18 protein-coding genes are annotated in these 21,145 nt (G+C 71.8%); 11 read left to right on the forward strand and 7 right to left on the reverse strand.

Going from position 1 to position 21,145, the window contains the following annotated elements:
* Positions 1 to 34 precede the first annotated feature (34 nt).
* From HAV40_RS11705 to HAV40_RS11720, 4 genes are all read left to right on the forward strand, one after another.
* Positions 35 to 2,635 carry a fibronectin type III domain-containing protein gene (locus HAV40_RS11705; RefSeq protein ID WP_239086798.1) on the forward strand — a complete coding sequence of 867 codons (2,601 nt, stop codon included), beginning with the start codon at positions 35 to 37 and terminating at the stop codon, positions 2,633 to 2,635.
* A gap of 95 nt (positions 2,636 to 2,730) precedes the next feature.
* Positions 2,731 to 3,750: an AAA family ATPase gene (locus HAV40_RS11710; protein WP_166380969.1), complete on the forward strand. Its 1,020-nt coding sequence runs from the start codon at positions 2,731 to 2,733 to the stop codon at positions 3,748 to 3,750.
* The gene (locus tag HAV40_RS11715) at positions 3,747 to 4,928 is read left to right on the forward strand and encodes a DUF58 domain-containing protein (protein WP_166380970.1); all 1,182 of its coding nucleotides are present in this window, start codon (positions 3,747 to 3,749) and stop codon (positions 4,926 to 4,928) included. Before HAV40_RS11710 ends, HAV40_RS11715 begins: the two co-directional genes overlap by 4 nt.
* Positions 4,922 to 7,174, forward strand: coding sequence for a transglutaminase TgpA family protein (locus tag HAV40_RS11720; protein WP_239086805.1), 2,253 nt, complete (start codon positions 4,922 to 4,924; stop codon positions 7,172 to 7,174). The genes HAV40_RS11715 and HAV40_RS11720 overlap by 7 nt, the downstream gene beginning before the upstream one ends.
* Positions 7,175 to 7,246: 72 nt before the next feature.
* On the opposite strand, the gene HAV40_RS11725 is transcribed toward HAV40_RS11720, so the two are convergent.
* The 3 genes from HAV40_RS11725 to HAV40_RS11735 form a co-directional block, all read right to left on the reverse strand.
* The gene (locus tag HAV40_RS11725; RefSeq protein ID WP_166380972.1) at positions 7,247 to 7,876 is read right to left on the reverse strand and encodes an RAD23 family protein; all 630 of its coding nucleotides are present in this window, start codon (positions 7,874 to 7,876) and stop codon (positions 7,247 to 7,249) included.
* Positions 7,877 to 8,020: 144 nt separating this feature from the next.
* Positions 8,021 to 8,827: an alpha/beta fold hydrolase gene (locus HAV40_RS11730; RefSeq protein ID WP_166380973.1), complete on the reverse strand. Its 807-nt coding sequence runs from the start codon at positions 8,825 to 8,827 to the stop codon at positions 8,021 to 8,023.
* A 27-nt stretch (positions 8,828 to 8,854) separates the two neighbouring features.
* Positions 8,855 to 9,520, reverse strand: a complete 666-nt coding sequence (locus tag HAV40_RS11735) for a DUF4097 family beta strand repeat-containing protein (protein WP_166380974.1) — start codon at positions 9,518 to 9,520, stop codon at positions 8,855 to 8,857.
* A 235-nt stretch (positions 9,521 to 9,755) separates the two neighbouring features.
* On the opposite strand from HAV40_RS11735, the gene HAV40_RS11740 reads away from it, so the two are divergent.
* A complete protein-coding gene (locus HAV40_RS11740) occupies positions 9,756 to 10,496 on the forward strand; it encodes a MarR family transcriptional regulator (RefSeq protein ID WP_166381152.1) in 741 nt (246 codons plus the stop codon).
* Between the two features lie 36 nt (positions 10,497 to 10,532).
* On the opposite strand, the gene HAV40_RS11745 is transcribed toward HAV40_RS11740, so the two are convergent.
* Positions 10,533 to 10,811: a hypothetical protein gene (locus tag HAV40_RS11745; RefSeq protein WP_166380975.1), complete on the reverse strand. Its 279-nt coding sequence runs from the start codon at positions 10,809 to 10,811 to the stop codon at positions 10,533 to 10,535.
* Between the two features lie 307 nt (positions 10,812 to 11,118).
* Between HAV40_RS11745 and HAV40_RS11750 the strand changes: the two genes are divergently transcribed.
* Positions 11,119 to 11,817 carry an ATP-dependent Clp protease ATP-binding subunit gene (locus HAV40_RS11750; RefSeq protein WP_166380976.1) on the forward strand — a complete coding sequence of 233 codons (699 nt, stop codon included), beginning with the start codon at positions 11,119 to 11,121 and terminating at the stop codon, positions 11,815 to 11,817.
* 64 nt (positions 11,818 to 11,881) lie between these two features.
* On the opposite strand, the gene HAV40_RS11755 is transcribed toward HAV40_RS11750, so the two are convergent.
* Together HAV40_RS11755 and HAV40_RS11760 are read right to left on the reverse strand one after the other, a co-directional pair.
* The gene (locus tag HAV40_RS11755; RefSeq protein ID WP_166380977.1) at positions 11,882 to 15,121 is read right to left on the reverse strand and encodes a lamin tail domain-containing protein; all 3,240 of its coding nucleotides are present in this window, start codon (positions 15,119 to 15,121) and stop codon (positions 11,882 to 11,884) included.
* 138 nt (positions 15,122 to 15,259) lie between these two features.
* Positions 15,260 to 15,904, reverse strand: a complete 645-nt coding sequence (locus tag HAV40_RS11760; RefSeq protein WP_166380978.1) for a hypothetical protein — start codon at positions 15,902 to 15,904, stop codon at positions 15,260 to 15,262.
* A 139-nt stretch (positions 15,905 to 16,043) separates the two neighbouring features.
* Between HAV40_RS11760 and HAV40_RS11765 the strand changes: the two genes are divergently transcribed.
* On the forward strand, positions 16,044 to 16,634 hold the full coding sequence (locus HAV40_RS11765) for a hypothetical protein (protein ID WP_166380979.1): 591 nt from the start codon (positions 16,044 to 16,046) through the stop codon (positions 16,632 to 16,634).
* Between the two features lie 6 nt (positions 16,635 to 16,640).
* Here HAV40_RS11765 and HAV40_RS11770 read toward each other — a convergent pair whose 3' ends face one another.
* On the reverse strand, positions 16,641 to 17,480 hold the full coding sequence (locus HAV40_RS11770; protein ID WP_166380980.1) for an alpha/beta fold hydrolase: 840 nt from the start codon (positions 17,478 to 17,480) through the stop codon (positions 16,641 to 16,643).
* 66 nt (positions 17,481 to 17,546) lie between these two features.
* Here HAV40_RS11770 and HAV40_RS11775 point away from each other — a divergent pair, with 66 nt between their 5' ends.
* The 4 genes from HAV40_RS11775 (at position 17,547) to HAV40_RS11785 (ending at position 21,106) form a co-directional block, all read left to right on the forward strand.
* Complete coding sequence (locus tag HAV40_RS11775) at positions 17,547 to 18,320, forward strand: TetR/AcrR family transcriptional regulator (RefSeq protein ID WP_166380981.1); 774 nt, start codon at positions 17,547 to 17,549, stop codon at positions 18,318 to 18,320.
* Between the two features lie 81 nt (positions 18,321 to 18,401).
* Positions 18,402 to 18,479, forward strand: a complete 78-nt coding sequence (locus HAV40_RS39185) for a putative leader peptide (protein WP_360491499.1) — start codon at positions 18,402 to 18,404, stop codon at positions 18,477 to 18,479.
* A 147-nt stretch (positions 18,480 to 18,626) separates the two neighbouring features.
* A complete protein-coding gene (locus tag HAV40_RS11780; protein WP_166380982.1) occupies positions 18,627 to 20,042 on the forward strand; it encodes a sulfatase family protein in 1,416 nt (471 codons plus the stop codon).
* Between the two features lie 59 nt (positions 20,043 to 20,101).
* Positions 20,102 to 21,106, forward strand: coding sequence for a formylglycine-generating enzyme family protein (locus tag HAV40_RS11785; protein ID WP_166380983.1), 1,005 nt, complete (start codon positions 20,102 to 20,104; stop codon positions 21,104 to 21,106).
* The last annotated feature ends 39 nt before the right edge of the window (positions 21,107 to 21,145 follow it).

Consider the following 21,145-nt stretch of genomic DNA (forward strand, 5'->3'; position numbering starts at 1 on the left):
CGACACACCCCGCGCTCATGGGGAGGGGCGATCCGTGGCGGATCTGTCACCGGGCGCGATCACACGCAGGGCACGGACCAAGGGTGGCATAGTCACCATCGTCACGGTGCTGGCGATGCTGGCGGCCATGGGCCTGACCTGGTTCGGGCTCAGCGCCAACGACCAGGTGTCGGCCGGCTACGACAGCAGCTCCTGGCTGTGGAGCCTCACCCGCGGTGAGCTCGCCCGCGTCAACGGCCTGACCGGCAAGGTGGACACCCGCACCCAGGCCCTGGTCGTCTCGCAGGGCCACTACGTACAGGTCAGCCAGTCCGACCGCTATCTGATCGTGCGTGACCAGAACACCGGGCGCATCAGCGCGCTCGACCCGGCGACGCTGCAGATCACCGCGTCGCAGGAGTCGCAGGCGGGCCTTGGCGTGCAGGTGGCGCTGCACAACCAGGCCGCGTTCGTCATCGACCCCGTGCAGGGCGTGGTCCGCCAGCTCGACCCGGCGACGCTGCAGCCGATCGGCGAGCCGCTGCGCTACCCGCCGGGCATCACCGGCGGCCACTTCGACGGCACCGGCCGGCTCTGGGTGGCCGTGCCCAGCCAGGGCACCGTTTCGGCGATCACCCCCGCGCCGCTGTCACCGCCGTCGGGCGGCACCGGCGGCAGCGGGCCGTCGCTGACCCGCACCGAGCCGGTCGCCGAGGCGTTCCACGACCTGGCCCTGTCGGCACTGGACGACGGTGTCGCGGTGCTGGACCAGACCAACGGCTCGCTGACCCTGCTGCGCGGCGACGACCTGAAGAAGGTCGAGATCACCGGCGCGGCGGGCGGCGAGCTGCCGGACCGTACGACGGGCAAGGACCTCGCGGTGACGGTCGTCGACGGCCGCAAGGTGTATGTCATCTCCGGCGACCAGGTGCACGAGTTCACGGTGCCCGGCGCGGGCGGCACGCTGCGCCCGGCGGTGGCCTGGGCGGGCCTGTTCTACGTGGCCGACGACGCCTCGGGCAAGGTCTACGCGATCGACCGCGAGGGCAAGCTGGTCAACACGATCGAGGCGGGCAAGCCCGGTGGGCGGCTCGACCTGGAGGTGCGCGAGAACCAGCTGTTCATCAACGCGCCGGGCTCCTCGACGGCACGGGTCGTCAACGACAAGCACCAGGTCAGGGTCGTCGACAAGTTCAACGACGATGTGCTCGGCGGCGACCCGCCGCCGGTGGCGCCGCCGCCGGACCCCAAGCCGCAGCCGGGCAAGCCGGGTGCGCCGCGCAACGTCACCGCAGCGGCGGGCGACTCGCAGGTGCGGCTGAGCTGGGGCAGGGCCGCCGAGAACCTGTCGAGGATCACCAAGTACGTGGTCGAGGGCGACGGGCGGACCTGGACGGTCGGCGCGCGCAACCGCTCGCTGGTGATCGACAAGCTGACCAACGGCAAGACGTACACGTTCACGGTGTACGCGGTCAACGGCAAGGGCAGCGGCCCGACGCGTAAGAGCAATCCGGTGATGCCGACCGGTGACGTGCCTGATCCGCCGACCAACGTCAAGGCCGTCGAGAAGCCCGACGGCACCGTCGAGGTGACCTGGACCGCGGCCAACGGCCAGGGCCGCAAGATCACGCGGTACGAGGTCACGGCGGTCACCGCGGGCAGCGGCGCGCTGATCGGCACCACCAACGGCACGGCGAAGCTGGTGATCAAGGACGGCGAGCTGGAGTACGGCACGCAGTACGCGTTCACGGTCGTCGCGGTCAACGACAAGGGCGCGGGTTCGGAGGTGTCGCAGCCGTCGGGCTCGGTGGTGCCGTTCACCAAGCCCGAGCAGGTGCGCAGCCTGTCGGCGGCGACCGTCGGCACCGACAAGGGCACCATCCGGGTGGCCTGGCAGACCCCCGCCGACAACGGCCGCCAGATCACCGGCTACAAGGTGACCGCGGGCGGCAAGACGCAGACGGTGACCGCCACGAACGCGACCCTGGACGGGTTCGGCGACGGCGAGATCGTGTCGGTCGACGTGGCGGCGGTCAACGAGGCCGGGACCGGTCCGAAGGACACCACCAGCGCGAAGACGATCGCCGACGCGGCGGTGTCGAACGTGTCGGCCGCCGGGGCGACGTACAAGGGCTTCACGGTGAAGTTCGCCTACGACGACGGCGGTGGCACCGCGACCTGCACGGTCACCATCAACGGCGCGGCGCGCGCGGTCGGCTGCAACACCGGCGCGGGCGGCTACGCGGTCAACGAGGTCGCGACCGACAGCGCGTTCACCATCACGGTGTCGGTGAGGAACGCCACCGGCGCGACCGCGACCTCGGGTGCGGTGACGGTACGCACGAAGCGGCTCAACGGCACGATCCGTTGCGTGGGCTGCTCGAACGGCATCGGCATCTACAGCAACTCCCGCCAGCAGGCCAACGAGGCCGTCGGTGACGCCCAGAGCGGCGACACCTTCAAGGCGTTCTGCTGGAAGCAGGGCACGGCGGGCAACCAGAGCGGCGACGCCGAACTGTTCGCCGCCGGGGAGAACAGCAACAAGCGCAGCGACAAGTGGATCCAGATCACCTACCGCGGCAACCAGCGTTACGTCCCCTTCATCTGGCTCAACCTCGACGACGGCGACGACTACAACGACGTGCCGCAGTGCTGATCCGCTGATCTTCCCCGGCACGGACCCGCGAGGTGTTCGTGCCGGGGAATCTCTGTCTCTTAGCCCCTTCCCAGCACAAAGGACATACCTTCGCCATGAACCAGCCCCTCCCACCGCTGTCCGCCGGTCAGGTCCGCGCGTTCGCCGACCTGACCGGGAAACTGGCCGGCGCGATCTCGACCGTGGTGCTCGGCAAGCCGGAGGTGGTCCGGCTGGCGCTGGTCGCCATGTTCGCCCAGGGCCACGTGCTGCTGGAGGACGTGCCCGGCACCGGCAAGACGACCCTGGCCCGCGCGATCGCGGCGTCGGTGCAGGGCGCGTGGCGGCGGATCCAGTTCACCCCGGACCTGCTGCCCTCAGACGTCAGCGGCGTGACCATCTTCAACCAGGCCAGCCGCGGGTTCGAGTTCCACCCCGGGCCGATCTTCGCCAACATCGTGATCGCCGACGAGATCAACCGGGCGTCGCCGAAGACGCAGTCGGCGCTGCTGGAGGTCATGGAGGAGCGCTACGTCACCGTCGACGGCGTACGCCACGCGGTGCCCCGGCCGTTCCTGGTCGTCGCGACACAGAACCCGGTCGAGATGGACGGCACCTACCGGCTGCCCGAGGCGCAGCTCGACCGGTTCCTGATGAAACTGTCGGTCGGCTACCCCGACGAGGCCGTCGAGATCGAGGTGCTACGCGGGCACACGCTGCGCTCCCCCGACGCGATCACCCCGGTCACCGACACCAAGACGATCGGCGAGGCCGTCGCGCTGGCGCACCGGGTGCACATCGCCGACCCGCTGTACGCGTACGCGGTGCGCCTGGCCGTGGCGACCCGCGAGCACAAGCACGTGCGCGTCGGGGTCAGCCCCCGTGGCGTGATCGCGCTGACCCGCGCCGCGAGCGCGTACGCGCTGACCGAGGGCCGCGGCTACGTGCTGCCCGAGGACATGAAGGTGCTGATCGAGCCGGTGTTCGCGCACCGGGTGCTGCTGACCCCCGACGCGCAGCTGCGCGGGGTCACCGCGACCGAGGTGCTGCGCGACGCGGTCGAGGCCGTGCCGGTGCCGCTGCCCGGCCAGGAGTCCCCGACCGGCGAACCGGCCCCGGCGCGGCACGCCGGATGATCGTCACGCTGCGGGGGGTCGGCCTGACCGCCGGCGGTGTGGCGCTGCTGGCCACCGGCTTCAGGTTCGGCTACCCCGAACTCGCGGTGCTCGGCGCGACCGCCGTCATAGCCCAGCTGCACGCCCTGGTCCACGCCGCGCTGCGGCCCCGGCTGTCAGTGACCCGGTCCGTCGAACCCGACCGGGTCTCGCGCGGCGAGGGCAGCACGGTGACGCTGACCGTACGCAACACCGGCCGCTTCGGCGCGGCGACGCTGGTCGCCCACGACCGGTGCGGCCGGGCCGGGCAGCCGGGCGCGACCGTGCCCGTGCCACTGCTGCGGCTGCGCCCCGGCACGGACACCGACGTGTCCTACCCGGTGCCCACCGACCGGCGCGGCGTCGTCGACGTCGGCCCGTTGCAGGTCACTCGCCGTGACCCGCTGGGCCTGGTGTCGGTGTCGCGCAGCCACGGCGACACCGCCCGCATCTGGGTGTACCCGAAGAGCCACCTGATCCAGGCCGTGCCCGCGGGCATCTCCCGCAGCCTCGACGGCCGCCTCGACCGGGTCCCGCACGGCGCGATCACCTTCGACACCCTGCGCGAGTACGTCATCGGCGACGAGCTGCGCCACGTGCACTGGCGCACCAGCGCCAAGGTCGGCGAGCTGATGGTCCGCGAACACCTCGACACCAGCCTGCCGCAGCTGGTCGTGCTGCTCGACGACCGGGCCGGGTCCTGGGCCGACCGCGACGCGGCCGGGTCGGCGTCGTTCGAGAGCGCCTGCGAGGCGGCCGCGTCGATCGTGGCCGCCGCGACCCGCGAGGACCTGCCGGTGACGCTGCACCTGGTCAGCGGACCGGCGGCGGGCGGCGGCCGGATCCGCGGCGCGGCCCGCGGGCTGCTGGACCTGCTCGCCGAGGCCGAACCCGCGCCCGGCGGCGACGAACTGCTGGTCACCGCGACGAGCCGGCTGCGCCAGCACCGCCCCGGCGACACCCTGATCTACCTCACCGGCACCGCCGGGCTGGCCGACCTGGCGCTGGTGTCCGGGCTCAAGGGCCCATTCCCGGCGGTCGCCGTCGGGGTGCTCGGCCCGCGCCTGGCCGCCGAGCCGCAACCGGCCGGGGTGCTGCTGCTGCGCGCCGAGGACGGCGAGGACTTCGCCGCGGTATGGGACGGGGTGGCCCGATGGTAGCCCGCGGCCTGCGCATCCTGCTGCCACCGGCGCTGATCACCGCGATGCTGGTGCTCTGCGGCCTGGTCGCCGACCGGATCTACAACGGCACCCTGTTCACCGTGCTCGTCGCGGGCGCGGCCGCCGGTTCCGTGACGGTCAGCCTCGCGCTGACGCGACTGCGGGCGTGGGTCGTCGCGCCGCTGTCGATGTTGGGACTGGCTGGTTACCTGGCCTTCGCGCTGAACCTGTCCGCAGGGCGCGCGGGCATCGCCGGGGACCTGCCGACGATCGCCACCGACGCGCTGCGCGACGGCATCCCCCGGCTGCTGGCCGTGCTGGTGCCCGTCGAGCCGCAGCCCGACACGGTCGCGGTGCCGGTCATCGCGACCTGGCTGGCCGGGCTCATGGCGATGGAGCTGACCGTACGCACCCGACGCACGCTGATCGGGCTGACTCCGCCGGTGCTGCTGTTCGCCGGGGCACTGTGGCTGGTCGGGCCGGGCGCGCCGCGTACGCCCTGGCCGGCCTTGGGGTTCGCGGCGCTGGCCGTCGCGGCGCTGGCGTTCACCGGCCGGGTCCGCACCCCCGACACCGGTATCGACCCGGTCACCCGCCGGGCGCTGCGGCTGCGGGCCGCGCTCGCGGGCGGTATGGGGTTCGCGCTGATCCTGGCCCTGGTCGCCGGGGCCGCGCCGCCGGTCGCGCAGCAGGTCACCGCCGCGCCGTTCGACCCGCGCAGCCTCATCGACCCGCCCGACCTCGACGCCCTCGACGAGAACCCGCTGATCCGGCTGTCGGGCTGGGCGCTGCAGCCGCAGGAGAAGCTGCTCGACGCCGACGTCGCCGCCGACACCCGGATCCGGCTGGCGGTGCTGTCCGACTACGACGGCGTGACCTGGAAGGTCGGCGCGACCTACCGCCCGGCCGGGCGCAGCCTGCCCCGCCCGCCCGGCGAGGTCGGCACCGGGCAGGTGACCCAGCGCATCACCGTCGCCGGGCTCACCGGCAAGCTCCTGCCCGCCGCCGCGACCCCCAGCCACGTCGACGGCGTACGCGTCGCCTACGACCAGTCCACCGGCACCATGCTGCGCCCGGAAGGGCTCAGCGCGGGCATGACCTACACCGTCACGTCACTGCACAGCGAACCCGACGTGAACCTGCTCCCGGTCGCTGACGTGCCCTCGGGTGCGGCGATGGCCCGCTACGTCACGCTGGGCCCGAACGTGCCCGACAACCTCAGCCGCCTGGCGCAGAAACTCGGCGCGGACAACGGGGCGCCGTACCAGCGGGCGCTGGCCATCGAGCAGTTCCTCGCCGAGCACTACAAGCTCGACCCGCAGGCGCCCAGCGGGCACGCGTACCCGAACCTGAACTTCTTCCTGTTCGGACCGGCCAACACCGGCGCGGGCAAGGGCACCTCGGAACAGTTCGCGGCGTCGTTCGCGGTGCTGGCCCGGCTGCTGAACCTGCCCAGCCGGGTCGTCGTCGGGTTCACCGCCCGCTCGGGCAACCATCCGATCACCGCGGGCGACGCGCTGGCCTGGCCCGAGGTCTACTTCACCGACCTGGGCTGGGTGCCGTTCCACCCGCTGCCCGAGCCGAACACCGAGACCAAGCCGCTGGAGGACGAGTTCAAGCCGCAGCCGGAGAACTCGCAGCCCCCGCCGTCGGAGGAGCCGATCCCGACGCTGGAGCCGACCGCGGAGGGGCCCAGCGCCGCGCCGTCGGCCGGTGGCCCGGCCGCCGGTGGTGTGAACGTGGCCCTGGTCGCCGGGGCGGGCGGTGGCGGGCTGATCGTGCTGCTGCTGGCCGCGTTCATCGTGTTCGTGCTGGTGGCGCGCGGTGCGCTGCGGCGGCGGCGGCTCGATGAGGGCAGCCCGGACTCACGGATCGAAGGCGCGTGGCTGGAGGTCGGCGACGCGCTGCGGCTGGCCGGTCGCCGCGCCCCGGAACATCTGAGCGCCGCGGAGGTCGCCGCGCACGCAGCGCAGGCCGCCGCGCCGGTACGCGGCAAGCACGACGTGCGCCTGGCCGCGCCGACCCTGGACGAGCTGGCCGAGGCGGTCAACCAGACCGTGTTCGGGCCGGGCACCGCCGGCGACGAGCAAGCCGAGGCGGCCCGCACCCGGGCGGTGGCCTACATCGACGAGCTGAAAGCCCGCCGCTCCTGGTGGCGGCAGCTGCTGTGGACGCTGCACCCGGGCCCGCTGCGCTGGCGGCGCGGCGGACCGGGCAAGGCCGGGCAGGGCGCTCCCCGCCCATGACGGGCCACGCCACCTCACGTGTGCTGTCCGCGTCGGGCCGAACGCCCACCGCCCGACGGGGTCGCCAGGTTACTAGCAGTCAGCGAGGTCGGTGCGGGAGAAGTCGCCGTATGGCGGAACCTGGACGCTGACGCCGATGCCCGGACCGAGCGGGGTGTCCGGGTGGGCGCAGACAGTCTTGAGCGGAACGCTGGTGGTGACCGTCTGCACCGACTGGCCGCCGGTCCCGTTGACCGTGACGGTGCGGGTGATGTAGCCGGTTTCCACGCCGCCCTTCGGGTAGGTGAAATCGACCCGGATGCGTACCGGCCCCGTGCCGGTGACGGTCGCCGTGATGGTGGCGGTGTACAGGGAACCGTTTTTGGAGGACTGCAGCGACAGAGCCTTGATCTTCGCCGTGGGCTTGGGGCTCGACTTGACCGTCGGCGTCTTCGTCGGGCGGGGCGACGGCTTACCGGTCGGGCTCGGCGCGACGCTCGGAGTGGGGCTCAGCTCCGGGCTCGGTGAGGGCTCGCCAGTCGGGCTCGGGGCCACGTCGACCGCGGCGACGGCGACCGGGTCGGCGGCAGGACCGCCGGGTTTGGTTACGAGCCACACGACGTACCCGCCACCTGCGCCGGTGAGCATGATCAGCATTGCCGCGACACCGATGAGTGCGTTGCGCAGGGCAGGCGCGATCGGCTTGCGGGCTGGGTCGGTCATCGAGAACTCCCGGGGTACGGCGTCGTCGCCGAACCGTAGACGGATCGGCCACTCCCCACAAGATCAGCCGAACGGCCAGCGTCAGCCCCTGACGGGCATGACGATGGCCCACCCCGTGACGAGGTGGGCCATCAGTGATCGGCGTTATCCGAGTGCCGCGACCTCGCGGACGGCCGCGGCGATGGCCGGGGCGTCCTTGCGCAGGATCGCGCCGTGGTTGCTGGACACCTTCGCGCTGATCCGGATGTTGGCGTTGCGGGCGGTCACCCCGTCCAGGCTGGTGCGGATGCGTTCCTGCTCGTCGCCCTTGCTGCCCATGGAGGTGCCCGACGCGACCACGTACCGGGTCGGCACGGTGATGGCGTCCAGCACCGGGCCGAGTTCGGCCTCGCGGGAGATCACGCCGATCTCGATGTTGCTCGTGGCCTGCTCGTCGGCGTTCATCCGCGGGACCAGGCCGGTCGGGCGCAGCAGCGGCATGAACCAGCCCATCCGCTTGAACATGGTGCGGATGCGCTGCTCCATGGCGTCGTCCAGCCAGTCGTACGGGAAGGCACCGTCGACCAGCACCGCGCCGATGGTGCGGGCCGGGTTGCGGCTGGCCCAGTGCGCGGCGGCGAACGCCCCGTACGACCAGCCCACCAGCAGTGCCCGGTCAACGCCCCGCGCCGCGAGCACGGCGTCGACGTCACGCAGCGCCGCTGCGAAGGAGTAGTCCGCCGAGCGCAGCGACTTGCGGCCGCGCGCCCGTTCGTCGTAGGTGATGTGCCGCCACCCTGGCCCCAGTTCGACGATGGTGCGCCGCCAGTAGCCCTGGGTGGCGAACTGCCCGTTGAGGTAGAGCAGGGGCACGCCGGGGCCGCCGGTGTCGGTGACGGCCAGGGCGGTGTCGTCGACCGGCACCATGCCGGTCCAGTGTGCGTCGTTGGCGGGGGTGCTGTTGCGGGTCATCTGCTTCTCCTGGGGGCGTGGGGGTGGTCAGAGGCTGCGGGCGGCGATGTCGCCGTGGGTGGTGGTGGCGTGGATGAGCAGCGCGGCGTCGCCGTCGTTGCGCAGCACGTTGCTGATCCGGCCGTAGCCGGTGCCCGCGTCCATGGCGGCCGAGATACCGCTGGCGGCGCCGATCGAGATGTCACCGGACTGGGTGCGCAGCGTGACGGTGCCGCGTACGGCCTCGGCGATCCGGATGTCTCCCCGGGCGGTGCTGATGTCGGCGGGGCCGTTGAGCCGGCCGACCTCGACGTCGCCGTCGACCGCGGTCAGCCGCACGCTGCCCGCCTCGTCGAGCTTGATCTGCCGGTACGCGCCCTCGACGGCGACGTCGCCCAGGCGGCCGACGCCGCGCACCTCGGAGGCGGCGGACCTGGCCTCGACCCGTGAACCGGCGGGCAGCTGCACGGTGACCTCCACGGCACCCGACGGGCCGAAGAGCTGGTTCTTCGGCTCGGGAGTGTCGATGCGCAGCACACCGTCGGCGTACGCGATGGTGGTCTGCTCGGCGGTCTGCACGTCGCGGGTCTTGCCGGGGTTGGCCGGCCGGACCTCGACGGTCGTGTCGGCGCGGTCGGCGGCGATGAACTGGATGCGCCCGGCGACGACGTTCAGGACGGCGGCGATCGGGGCGGGGGTGGCGAACTTCTGCATCGTGGTCTCCGATGTTCGATTCTCTGCTGTTTCTGACATGGGAAAAGCTACGTTGCTTTCCATATCTTGGCAACAGGTTCGTTGCACCGGAGTCGCATAACAGCACGTCAGTAGCCTGAAAGTGTTGCAACGGATCTGATTTCAACGCAACGCTGATGCCACTCAGCGTTGCAATGAACTGGCAGTGAACGCTATAGTCGACGCCACCAGGACACCCACCACCGAGGAGATCGCGATGCCAGGAGGCCGGCTCAGCCAGCAGGAACGTCAGCAGATCGCCGCGGGGCTGGCCGACGACCTCCCCTACGCCGAGATCGCGCGGCGGCTGGACCGGCCGACCTCCACAGTCACCCGTGAGGTGTTGCGCAACGGCGGCCCCGTCGCCTACCGCGCCGAACTGGCCCACCGCGCCACCGAACGCCGCGCCCACCGGCGGCGGCCCGTCGCCGCCCGGGGTCCCGTCTCAGCCGCTCAGCCGCACGGGCGCGACGCCGAGGCCGTCGCGGAGTACGAGGAGCGGCTCACCGTCGTCCTCATGGGATCCGGCCTGCCCAGGATGTCGGCCAGGGTGCTCACCACCCTGTTCACCACGGACGCGGGCAGTGTCACCGCATCCCAGCTCGCCCAGCGCCTGCAGGTCAGCCCGGCGTCGATCTCCAAGGCGATCGCCTTCCTGGAGAGCCAGAGCCTGGTGCGCCGGGAACGCGACGAGCGCCGCCGCGACCGCTATGCCGTCGACGACGAGCTGTTCTACCAGGCGACGATCGCCGGGGCGCGGGCCAACGACCAGATAGTCGCGGCAGCACGCGAGGGCGTCGCCGTGCTCGGCGCGGACACCGCCGCGGCCCGCCGCCTGGAGAACATCGCCCGCTTCATGACCTTCATCAGCGAGAGCATCCTGCGCGCCGCCGAGCAGGCCCGCGAAGTACTGCACACCAAGCCGGATGACGGCTCGGCCGACACCGCCCGGCCCTGACCGCACCGCGGGAGCCGGGCGGGCCGCGTCACCGGCTCAGGCGAAACGTTCGCCGCGCATGACCGCCTGCGCCACCTGGCGCAGTTTGTCGTCGTCGGGCGCGAAGCCTTCCGCGATGTCGGGGTGCAGGCCGTCGCGCGTCTCGCGCATGATCCAGGAGACGACCTCGTCCTCACTCTGCCCGTCGTACTGGTCGGCGACGCGGTTGGCCGCCTGCTCCAGTGCGGACGTCAGCTGCGCCTCCAGCGGCTCCTGGAGTTTGCGCTCCACGGCGTTGAGCTCGCTGCCATCGAGGGACACGTGCATCTCGGTCATGATCGCTTCCTTAGGTCGTCGGCCCGTGGGCTACCGAAAAGGTGGCTGCGAACCCACAGCTACCCGCAACACGGCCGCGCCAAGCATGACTCATCCCGACAATCGCCCCGCCGATTCAGCCCCACCACCCGTTGCGTGTCGCCCGCCGACGCCGCCGCGCAACGTGGCACCGACACCCACCGCGAAGATCACCGTTTGAGGTCACAAAGTGCAGCGTGGCCCCAGGTTTTGACCGCAAACAGCGATCTTGAAAAGCAGTCGTCAACCCTGGGTTGACGGTAGCGGATCGTCAACCTAAGGTTGACGCATGGCTGAGACACCTCGACTCGACGACCTCATCGACGTCATCAAGACCCGCCACCCCGACGGCAACCCGCTGCACCAGCTCAGCGACGCCGTCGAACTGGGCCAGCACCTCGGCGAACTCGCCGACCACCTCATCGGCCACTTCGTCGACCGCGCCCGCCACTCCGGGGCGTCCTGGACCGACATCGGCCAGAGCATGGGCGTCACCAAGCAGGCCGCCCAGAAGCGCTTCGTCGCCAAGGAGTCCGACAACAGCTCCGAATCCGACATGCGGGCCTTCGCCCGCTACGACGACGGCGCCCGCCAGGCCGTCGTGCTCGCCCAGCAGGAGGCCATGTCCGCCGGACACGAGACCATCGGCCCGCACCACCTGCTGTCGGCGATGCTGCACGACCCCGCCACCCGAGGCAGCCGCGCCGTCGAAGCCACCGGCACCGTCGCGGCCGTACGCGCCGCCCTTGCCGAGCGCTTCCCCGCCACCGGTGCCCCGGGCACCGCCCCCGTGTCGTTCGCGCCCCAGGGCAAGAAGGCACTCGAACTCACCCACCGCGAGGCTCTGCGCCTCGGCGACGAACACATCGGCACCGAACACCTGCTGCTCGGCATCCTCGACCTCACCGAAGGCGACACCGTAGACCTGCTCGCCCGCCATGGCGTGACCCGCGACAGCGCCGAAGCCGCGCTCGCCGGACTCCGCTGACCCTGCGGCGGATACGACGCGGGGCCGGGGCGCTGTCGCGCACCCGGCCCCGCGTGCCCCACCGCTAGCCTGTGATCGTGCCCTTGCCGGTGATGTCGGCGAGGTCGACGACCCGCGGGTCGGCCACGACGCCGAGCCACAGCCGTTCGGCCGGCTCGGTCACCTTGTCCTTGCGGGTGTCGACCGGGAACACCACCGACACCTGACCGGCCGGGATGGTCCGGCAACCCAGGTACGGCGTGAAGTCCAGCAGGAGTGTGGCAGTGTCGGGCACCGTCGCACCGCACACGCTCAGATCCTGGGACAGCGGCCGCGACAGGCTCACCGTGAACGCCAGCGGCTGCCCCTCGACGGCCGTGGCGTCGGAGACCCGCAGCGACGCGCGGGTGCCGAACACCGCCACCTGCGGGTCGTGGTCGCTGGCCCCGCGGGCGCCGTCGCCGTCGTGGTCGGCGGCCCAGTCGGCGTTGATGTGCGCCGCCCGGATCTTGACCAGGTCACCGTAGAGCTCGTCGTTGACGAACAGGTGGTCCAGCGTCTGCGCCTGGCCCTGGAACACGTACGAGTACGCGCTGCCGGGCACCTGCGCGGCCAGGTCGTTCCACAGGTTGTGCAGACCCAGGTCGTACAACGGCTTGAGCTGGTCGGACGGGATGTCGCTGTCGGACATCGCGATCGGGTCGTCCGGACGCGGGAACACGTTCAGGTCGCCGCCGTACACCACGCGGGCGTACGGGGACGCCGCCTCGATCGCGGCGACGATCGCCGCGCCGTAACGGGCCTGCTCCGTACGCTGCCCGACGCGCGCCTGCGGCGTCGAGGAGTAGTGGTTCGACACCGCCCACAGCTCGTAGGTGTCCGCGCCGCCCGGCTGCGCCGCGACGGTGAACCTGGCCACCTGCGGGGCACGAGTGAACACGTTCGACCCGTCCACGCCCGTGGACGTGTCGACGTCGCCCGGCAGCACCGCGTTGAGCGACTTCGGGTTCTGCACGTCGGCGTTGTAGCCCAGCGCCGCCGACCGGAACTGCACGCCCGGCGTCGCCGTCAGCACCGCCGACGGGGCCGCCAGGGTGAGCCGGTCGGTGCGGTACAGGAACCCGGCGACGATGCCACGCACGTCCGCGCCGTCGCGGTCGTACGCCGCGTCGTAGACCGGACCGCCCGCCGCCGCGACCGCCAGCGCCAGTTCCTGCAGCGTGTCCGGCTTGCCGTCGGCGTTGTTCACCGCGCCGCAGACCAGCACGCCACCGGTGACGGCGCAGATGTCCTGGTCCTCGGCCTCCTGCACGAGCAGCAGGTCGGGCCCGTGCAGGTCGTTGGCGATCTGCGACGCCAGCGCGCCCAGGTGCGCCTGGTAGTCGGCCTCGTTGAGCGGCACGTAGTCGAACGGCGGCGAGACCCCGGGGCAGCCGGAGTTGCCCAGGTAGTCGCAGCCGTCGAACGGGTCGTCGCGGAAGTCGTACAGGTTCTCCACGTTGTACGTCGCCACGGCCAGCTCGCGGTCGCGGTTGATCGGAGCCGGGGCGCTGTTGGCCGACGGGTCCGCACCCGCGCCGAAGGCAGCCGAGGCGACCTGGATGCCGTACTTGTCGAAGGAGAAGTTCAGACCACCGACCGCGTCGGCGGTCAGCACGTCGAACGTGTGCGCGGGCGGCAGCAGCGTCGTGGCGTCCTGCGCGGTCCACTTCACGCCGGTGGTGCCCAGCATGATCCGGGTGCCGTTGCCGTCGTCGAAGACGTGCGCGGTGTCGTTGTCCATCGGGTGCGCGTCACGGTAGACCCGCCGGGTCAGCGGGTCGGTGCGGTCCAGCAGCGGGTCGTCGACGTCCAGGACGTACACCTCGGAGTCGGCGGTCGAGGCGAACACGTCCCGGCCGCTGGCCGCGACACTGCCCGCACGCACGCGCAACTGCTCGCCCTCGTGGCGCTCCCAGAACCGGTTCGCCGCGGCGAGGTCCTGCGGCGGCGTGGCGTTGGTGACCGCGACGTCGGTGACGCCGGACTCGATCACCCGGACCAGCGACGCCGAGGACAGCTGGGTCATGAAGAAGTACTCCGACACCCGCGCCCGCAGCACGACCTCGTCACCGACGGTCGGCACGTAGCCGCCGACCAGCGACGTGAAGCCGCCCATGAACACGAAGATGCCGTCGGAGCTGGTCGCGTCGCCGTCGGTCGCGCCGTTACGCGACTGCAGGTAGAAGCCGTACTGGGCGGCTCCGGCGGCGGTGCGGGCCAGGGTCCGCTGGGTGATCACACCGCGGACGTCGTACAGCGTGCTGCTGGTGCCCGTGCCGGTGGCCGGAGCCAGCGGCGAACGATCCTGCACACCGTTCTCGGCGTCGGTGGTCGGGCCCTGCACCTGCCCGACGCTCAGGACCCCATTGACCGTGACGGTGAACCCGCAGGTCGAGGTGGTGCCGTCGATGTCGGTCGCGGTCATCGTGAGCGCGTACGACCCGGACGGCAGGCCCGCGTCGGCGGTGACCGTCGCGGACGCCGTGCCACCGGCGGCGGTAGCCGGGGTGAACGCGGTCCGCGTGATCGAACCCGCGGCCGGGGCCGGGACGACGTTCGTGATCGCGAGGTCGACGATCGTGTCGTCGGCGTCGGTCGCGGTGACCACCCGGGTGCCCGTCTCGCCCTGGCCCACGGTCAGCGCGCCACCGCAGGTCAGGGTCGCGGGCGCGTCGACGGGTCCGCCGCCGGTGCTGTGCGCGCCGAGGCCGTCGACGGTGTCGGTGGCAAAGCCGACCCAGCCGGTGGCCGGGTCGAACGTGTCGCCGGGCTCGGTGTCGCCGAACGACACGGCCGCGTCGCGGCGGATCGTGTTGTCGGCGGTGCTGTTCAGGCCGGTGCCCCACTCGGTGCCGGGATCGGTGCCGATCTGCCCGAGCGAGTCCACGACCGCACCGGCCGCACCGCCCTTGCGCAGCACGATCGCGTCGTCGCCGTTGTAGAAGCTCGCGGAGCTGGTCTGGTCGGCCTGCGCCAGGATCGCGGCGTTGGCGCTGGCGTGGGCCAGCACGAACACGTCACCGTCGGCGACCGTCCCGGTCAGCGCGATGGTGCCACCGGCGGTGGTCGCGCCGTTGAAGTAGAACTGCACGACGTACTGCCCAGCGGCCAGGTCCACGGCCGAGCCGGTGCCGTTGTAGAACTCCAATGCCTTGTTGTTGGAGCTGCCCTCGACATACTCGGAGATGAGCAGGTCGGTCGGCGCGGCCAGCGCGGCGGGTGACGCCGCGGTGAATCCGGCGAGCACGGCAAGCACAACAGCGGCGCGCAAAGTGCGACGCATCGATTTCCTCCCGGGGTTTAGGAGGATGACCCTACTGGCCGGTCACGAAGAGGTAAACCCGGCTCCATGACCTGCGGATGAATACTGTGGACGAGATGCGAGCCATCGGCCGATCACGACGGATTCACCTACCGGCGCCTATGCGGGCAGCCCGCAGCCGCCCTGCCGACCGGTCACCGTCAGTGTCTCGCCGTCGAAGTCGACCGATCCCGACCGGCCATCCCTGAGCCGGACCGTGACCTGGTTGGGGCCGGTGAACCCGGCCCATTCCACCGGGTCCTGCTCACTGTCGCCGTCGTACCCGGTGAAGCAGGCGAACGCGTGCTCCGACTCCCGGCTCCACAGTCCCTCTCGCGAGCGAAGCCACATCGCGTCGCGGTCGGACAGGTAGCTGTCACGGCTGACCAGTGCGAACCCGCCGTCGGCGGACACCGCCACAAGACTCACCGAAGTGGCCCGCGAGCTGAGCTCACCTGCCTGCTCACCGACGAACCAGCCGCAGGTCGCGCACAGGGTCAGGCAGGCCGCCGCCACGTACGCAACCCCACGCGAGCGCGGCGTGCGCAGCCCGAACACCGGGCCTGCGGCGGCCAGCAGCACTCCCGCCAGGCAGATCAGCACGATGGCGATGGCCGAACCGTGATCGAGCAGCACCACCCACCGGCCGGAATCACGGATGATCGCGGCGGCGGTGACCAGCAGGAGCACTGACAGCACCCACATCACCGTGCCGAGCACGGCCCGCGTCCTGCCACGGCGCGGCGGCAGCCCGTCCGTCGTCATCGCGACAGCCTGCCACGCGGCAGGTCGGCGTGTTGACCCGTCACCGCGCCGCCTGTCGAGCGGGCCGCATATCGGCTGGTCGGAGACTGGACGTCTGGCCGGGGTACAGGCTGACGCCACGGGCCTTACCCTCATCGCCATGCGATCTCCCCTGCGCGCGCTGCACCCCCGGCAGTTTCGCGGCCTGCGGCTGTTCCTCGTCATCACCGTGGCCGCCCTGGCGGCCGGGCTGGCGGGTTCCGCGCTGCTGCCCGCCGAGCACCGGGGGCTGGCGATCGGGTTGATCCTGGCCGCGGGCCTGGCCGCCGGGTGGTTCGCGCTGTCCGGGTTCCGACCGGTGTGGACGACGATCGCGGCGGTGATCGGGTTCCTGTTCGTGGTGATCGTGCTGCGCGAGACCGGCCCGAGCCTGCTGCAGCTGCGCGGCGGGCAGGTCGAGGCGCAGGTCATGGCCGTACGGGAGAGCGGCGGCTCGGCCGACCGTTACCACTACGCGATGGCCGCCCACTCGGGCCGGGCCGTCGGCGGCGAGCTGACCGCCGACCGTGACGCCTACCGCATCGGCGAGTCGGTGACGATCGTCGAGGAGCCGGACGGGCTGGCGCATCCGATGCTGCCCAGCGAGCTGACCGAACACCGGGACAGCTGGCTCGCGGTCACCGTGCTGTATCTGGTGACCACGGTGCTGTGCCTGCTGGCGGGGCGGCCCCGGCGGACCGAGGAGGGCTGACCGCTGTCAGAGGTGCGCCTCCAGCCAGGGGCGCAGCACCGGCAGCACGGCCGGGGCGAGCATGGCCTGCATGTGGTCGAGGCCGTCGAGCACGGCGACGTCCCAGCCGAGCGCCGTGAGGCCGTCGCGGTCGCGGGTCACGGGTCCGGCGATGTCGACGGTGACGCCGCCCCAGGGTTCGGCGTACTCCATGGTGTCGGCGGAGCCGACGACGCACAGCCGCGGGCAGGTCAGCGACGGCTGGGCGGCGCGGTCGTCGAAGTCGCGTAGCGCTTCGTACAGGGTGACGAACTGCCGGGTCTGGTCGACGGTCGTGACGACCGAGACCGTCGACCAGTCGCCAGGCACGGTCTCGGTGGGGGTCGGCGGGTTCCGCACGGCGGCCAGCGATGCCGTCTGGGCGGCGCGGGTCACTGCGAGCATCGCCGCGTACGGGCCGCCGACCGGCGGGTAGCCTCCCATGACCAGGGCGGACAGCCGGTCGGTGCGCAGGGCGAGCTGCTGGCCGAGCAGGCCGAGCCAGGAGTAGCCGTAGTAGGCGAAGCGTCCGGCTCCGGCGGCGTCGGCGATGGCCAGCAGGTCGGCGGCCGCGTTGGCCGGGGTGAGGGTGTCCGGTTTCGGGTGGGCCATGACGTGGCCCTCGTAGTCGGCGGCGACGACCCGGAACCGGTCGCGCAGGCCGTCGATCAGGGATCGGCCGAGGGCGGGATCGGCGCCCCAGGCGCGCATCGCCTCGGCTTTCGGGCCTTCGAGGGGGACGGGGTCGACCGGCAGCAGCACGGCGGGGCCGTCGCCGTGCACCTCGACCTCGATCGTGCTCCCGTCGTGCAGTATCGCGCTCGCCATCATCATCTCCGTATGCTGTAAAGCGATCCTCGGCCCGACATTAGCTTACGGCGTACGGAGTTGTACATGACGTTGTACGGCGGCCAGGGCGACCCGGCCCGGACCATGGCACTGCTGTGGCGCGCGCACTCCCCCGCCGCCACTCAGGCGACCCGGCCACGCAGTGCCCCCGGCCCGAAACAGGGCCTCACCGTCGACGCGATCATCGAGGCGGCCATCGCGGTCGCCGACGCCGACGGCATGGACAGGCTGTCGATGCGCGCCGTCGGCGAACGGTTGGGCACCTCGGCGATGGCGCTGTACACCTACGTGCCGAGCAAGCGCGAACTCGTCGACCTGATGTACGACCACGCCCACGCGGGCTGGCCGCAGGCGCCTGAGACCGGCGACCGCCGCGCCGCGGTGCTGGCGTGGGCCGACCACCTGTGGGACCGCTACCTGCGCCACCCGTGGCTGCTCCAGGTCTCCTACGCCCGCCCCGTGCTCGGCCCGAACGAGCAGGCCGTTCTCGAATCCCTGCTGGCCATCCTGGACGGGACCTCACCGCAGCACCTGCGCGCAGCCGTCAGCGCACTGTTCCATCTCGTACGCGGCGCGGCGCAGACCGCCACCGAAGGCCGGGCCGCAGCGGGAGCCACCGGCACCTCCGACGAGCAGTGGTGGACCGAACGATCCGCCCTGCTCGCCGACCTAGCCCCCGACTTCGCCCAGCGCTTCCCTCACTCGACCGGCCTGGCGGGCGCACCGTCCGGCACCGGCGGTTACGACCCCGTCAGCCAGGCCAGGCACGCCCTCGACGGCGGCCTGCGCCTGCTCCTGGACGGCCTGCTCGACGGCTGAACACCGGCTGTTAACACCATTCCGGATGACGAAATATTTAGTTTCTTGAGATCGTCGAGAGGCCTTTCTAGGCTCGACGACATGGAGCGCAGGCCCTTGTTCACGGCCCGCCGGCACGTCGACCTTCGACGGCAGGCGAGCTCGCTCTGTCCGCGCTGAACCGCGTCTTCGGGCCGCCCACCGGCGGCTGATCACCCGCGGCCGCCTGGCACCGCCACCGCCGCCCGCTCCCCTGTCACCGGCTGCACGCCGGGCACCCCATGCTGCGCGGCGGGACACCGCCGTGCGCGTACGAAAGGAAGGCCCATGTCCGAGACCACCCCCTCGCTCAACCGGCGCACGTTCCTCGCGGCGTCGGCCGCGGCGGGCGCGACCGCGGCCGCCGGCTGGCCCGCGGCCGCCGCGCAGGCCGCCGACACCAGGCCGAACATCCTGGTCATCGTCACCGACGACCATCCGAAGCAGACCGCGTGGGCGATTCCGAAGACCCGGGCCTGGCTGACCGGCAACGGCGTCGAGTTCACCCGCGGGCACGCGACCACCCCGCTGTGCGCGCCGGGCCGCTCCTCGATCTTCACCGGCCAGTACGCGCACAACCACGGCGTACGCGGCAACCAGCACGCCGCGAACCTCAACCACCATTCGACCGTGCAGCGCTACCTGCAACAGCACGGCTACCGCACCGGCTTGTACGGCAAATACCTCAACGGCTGGGACGTCGACGACAACCCGCCCCACTTCGACGAGTTCGCGGTGCTCGCCCCGCCGACGTTCAACAACGGCACCTGGAACGTCGACGGCACCGTCCAGACGATCAACAACTACACGACGACGGTGGTGAAGAACCGGGCCCTGAGCTTCCTCGACCGCAGCACCGCCGACACCCGCCCCTGGTTCCTCTACCTCGCCCCCTACGCCTCCCACGGCCCCAACACCCCCGAGGGCAAGTACGCCGACACGCCCGTGCCCGCCTGGGACGGCCGCCCGTCGGTGCCCGAAGCCGACCGCAGCGACAAGCCCGGCTTCATCAAGGACGCCACCGGCACCCTGGCCGACGGCCGCAACATCCGCACCAACCAGCTGCGTACGCTGCTGTCGGTCGACGACGCCGTGCAGGCCGTGCACGACAAGCTCGAAGCCCTCGGCCAGCTCGACAACACCCTGGTGTTCTTCATCGCCGACAACGGCTTCGCCTGGGGCGACCACGGCTGGACCAAGAAGTCGGTGCCCTACACCCCCGTCGTCGAGGTGCCGTTCTTCGTGTCCTGGCCCGCCGGCGGCCTGGACACCGGCGCGAACGACAGCCGCCTCGCCGCCAACATCGACATCGCGCCGACCATCCTCGACGCCGCCGGGATCACCCCGGACGCCCAGTACCCGCAGGACGGGCGCTCGCTGCTCGGCTCCCACCGGCGCAACCACGTGCTGACCGAGTTCTTCAAGCACGGCACCGGCGCAGGCGGCCCGCTCACCTGGGCGTCCTGGATCGGCGCGAACAAGCAGTACACCGAGTACTACCAGTTGCACACCGACGACAACGGCCTGCCGACCGGCTCCGGCGCGGTCCTGTTCCGCGAGTACTACGACCTCGTCAACGACCCGCACCAGCTCGTCAACAAACTCCACAACGCCACCCCGGCCCAGGAACAGGCCCTGGGCATCCCCGCCCTGGCCGCGCAGCTGGCCGCCGACCGCGTCAGCTCCGGCAGCACCGCCCCCTGATCCGACCGACGACGCCCGGCGGCGGCATCCCCGCCGCCGGGCACCTGGAAGGACCCTCCATGGCCGACCACCCGCCCGCGTGCTGCGCGCCCTCAGCGGACCGCAGCGGACCTGCCCTGCTCACACTCAGCCCACGGTCGGCGGGCATCGCCGGAGCGCCGCAGACGCACGACCACTCGTCGGTCGACCGGGCCGCCAGCCCGCCGAGCAGGGCTGTCGCGCGCACCGTCGCCATACCCGGTGGCAGGTTCCTGATGGGCACCGACGACGCCGAAGGCTTCCCCGCCGACGGCGAAGGCCCGGTCCGCGAGATCACACTGGGCGGCTTCCGGATCGCCCCGACCACGGTCACCAACGCCCAGTTCGCCACGTTCGCCAAGGCCACCGGGCATGTCACCGACGCCGAGCGGTTCGGGTTCTCGTTCGTGTTCGAGGGCTTCCTGCCGCCGCAGCTGGCCCGGCAGACCCAGCGGGTGCAGGCCACGCCGTGGTGGGCGGTGGTGCCCGGAGCCGACTGGCGGCACCCGTACGGACCAGGCTCCGACGTCGGCACGCTGCAGAACCATCCCGTGGTCCACGTCTCCTGGCACGACGCGCAGGCCTACTGCGACTGGTCCGGCACCCGGCTGCCGACCGAGGCCGAATGGGAGTACGCCGCCCGCGGCGGCCTGGAGCAGGCCCGCTACCCGTGGGGTGACGAGCTGACTCCGGGCGGACGCCACCAGTGCAACATCTGGCAGGGCGAGTTCCCGACCCGCAACACCGCCGCCGACGGCCACCTCGCCACCGCCCCGGTCAAGTCGTTCCGCCCCAACGGGTACGGGCTCTACAACGTCGCAGGCAACGTGTGGGAGTGGTGTACGGACTGGTTCAGCGTCGACTTCCACGTCACCGGCCCGCGCGCCGACCCGGCCGGACCGGAGCAAGGCACGGCCCGCGTCATGCGCGGCGGCTCGCACATGTGCCACGAGTCGTACTGCAACCGCTACCGCATCGCGGCCCGCTCGTCGAACACCCCTGACAGCTCCGCGGGCAACATCGGCTTCCGCGTCGCCGCCGACTGACTCGCTGTCGTCGCGTCGCGGGCAGCAGGCAGAGCTTCT

The sequence above is a fragment of the Catellatospora methionotrophica genome (assembly GCF_011297335.1).
In the GTDB taxonomy this organism is placed as follows: Bacteria; Actinomycetota; Actinomycetes; order Mycobacteriales; family Micromonosporaceae; genus Catellatospora; species Catellatospora methionotrophica.

What these genes read in the sequence shown, in the direction of transcription:
- HAV40_RS11710 (WP_166380969.1), top strand. Translation starts at nt 2,731, where the DNA reads ATGAACCAGCCCCTCCCACCGCTGTCCGCCGGTCAGGTCCGCGCGTTC.
- HAV40_RS11715 (WP_166380970.1), top strand. Translation starts at nt 3,747, where the DNA reads ATGATCGTCACGCTGCGGGGGGTCGGCCTGACCGCCGGCGGTGTGGCG.
- HAV40_RS11720 (WP_239086805.1), top strand. Translation starts at nt 4,922, where the DNA reads ATGGTAGCCCGCGGCCTGCGCATCCTGCTGCCACCGGCGCTGATCACC.
- HAV40_RS11725 (WP_166380972.1), bottom strand. Translation starts at nt 7,876, where the DNA reads ATGACCGACCCAGCCCGCAAGCCGATCGCGCCTGCCCTGCGCAACGCA.
- HAV40_RS11730 (WP_166380973.1), bottom strand. Translation starts at nt 8,827, where the DNA reads ATGACCCGCAACAGCACCCCCGCCAACGACGCACACTGGACCGGCATG.
- HAV40_RS11735 (WP_166380974.1), bottom strand. Translation starts at nt 9,520, where the DNA reads ATGCAGAAGTTCGCCACCCCCGCCCCGATCGCCGCCGTCCTGAACGTC.
- HAV40_RS11740 (WP_166381152.1), top strand. Translation starts at nt 9,756, where the DNA reads ATGCCAGGAGGCCGGCTCAGCCAGCAGGAACGTCAGCAGATCGCCGCG.
- HAV40_RS11745 (WP_166380975.1), bottom strand. Translation starts at nt 10,811, where the DNA reads ATGACCGAGATGCACGTGTCCCTCGATGGCAGCGAGCTCAACGCCGTG.
- HAV40_RS11750 (WP_166380976.1), top strand. Translation starts at nt 11,119, where the DNA reads ATGGCTGAGACACCTCGACTCGACGACCTCATCGACGTCATCAAGACC.
- HAV40_RS11755 (WP_166380977.1), bottom strand. Translation starts at nt 15,121, where the DNA reads ATGCGTCGCACTTTGCGCGCCGCTGTTGTGCTTGCCGTGCTCGCCGGA.
- HAV40_RS11760 (WP_166380978.1), bottom strand. Translation starts at nt 15,904, where the DNA reads ATGACGACGGACGGGCTGCCGCCGCGCCGTGGCAGGACGCGGGCCGTG.
- HAV40_RS11765 (WP_166380979.1), top strand. Translation starts at nt 16,044, where the DNA reads ATGCGATCTCCCCTGCGCGCGCTGCACCCCCGGCAGTTTCGCGGCCTG.
- HAV40_RS11770 (WP_166380980.1), bottom strand. Translation starts at nt 17,480, where the DNA reads ATGGCGAGCGCGATACTGCACGACGGGAGCACGATCGAGGTCGAGGTG.
- HAV40_RS11775 (WP_166380981.1), top strand. Translation starts at nt 17,547, where the DNA reads ATGACGTTGTACGGCGGCCAGGGCGACCCGGCCCGGACCATGGCACTG.
- HAV40_RS39185 (WP_360491499.1), top strand. Translation starts at nt 18,402, where the DNA reads ATGGAGCGCAGGCCCTTGTTCACGGCCCGCCGGCACGTCGACCTTCGA.
- HAV40_RS11780 (WP_166380982.1), top strand. Translation starts at nt 18,627, where the DNA reads ATGTCCGAGACCACCCCCTCGCTCAACCGGCGCACGTTCCTCGCGGCG.
- HAV40_RS11785 (WP_166380983.1), top strand. Translation starts at nt 20,102, where the DNA reads ATGGCCGACCACCCGCCCGCGTGCTGCGCGCCCTCAGCGGACCGCAGC.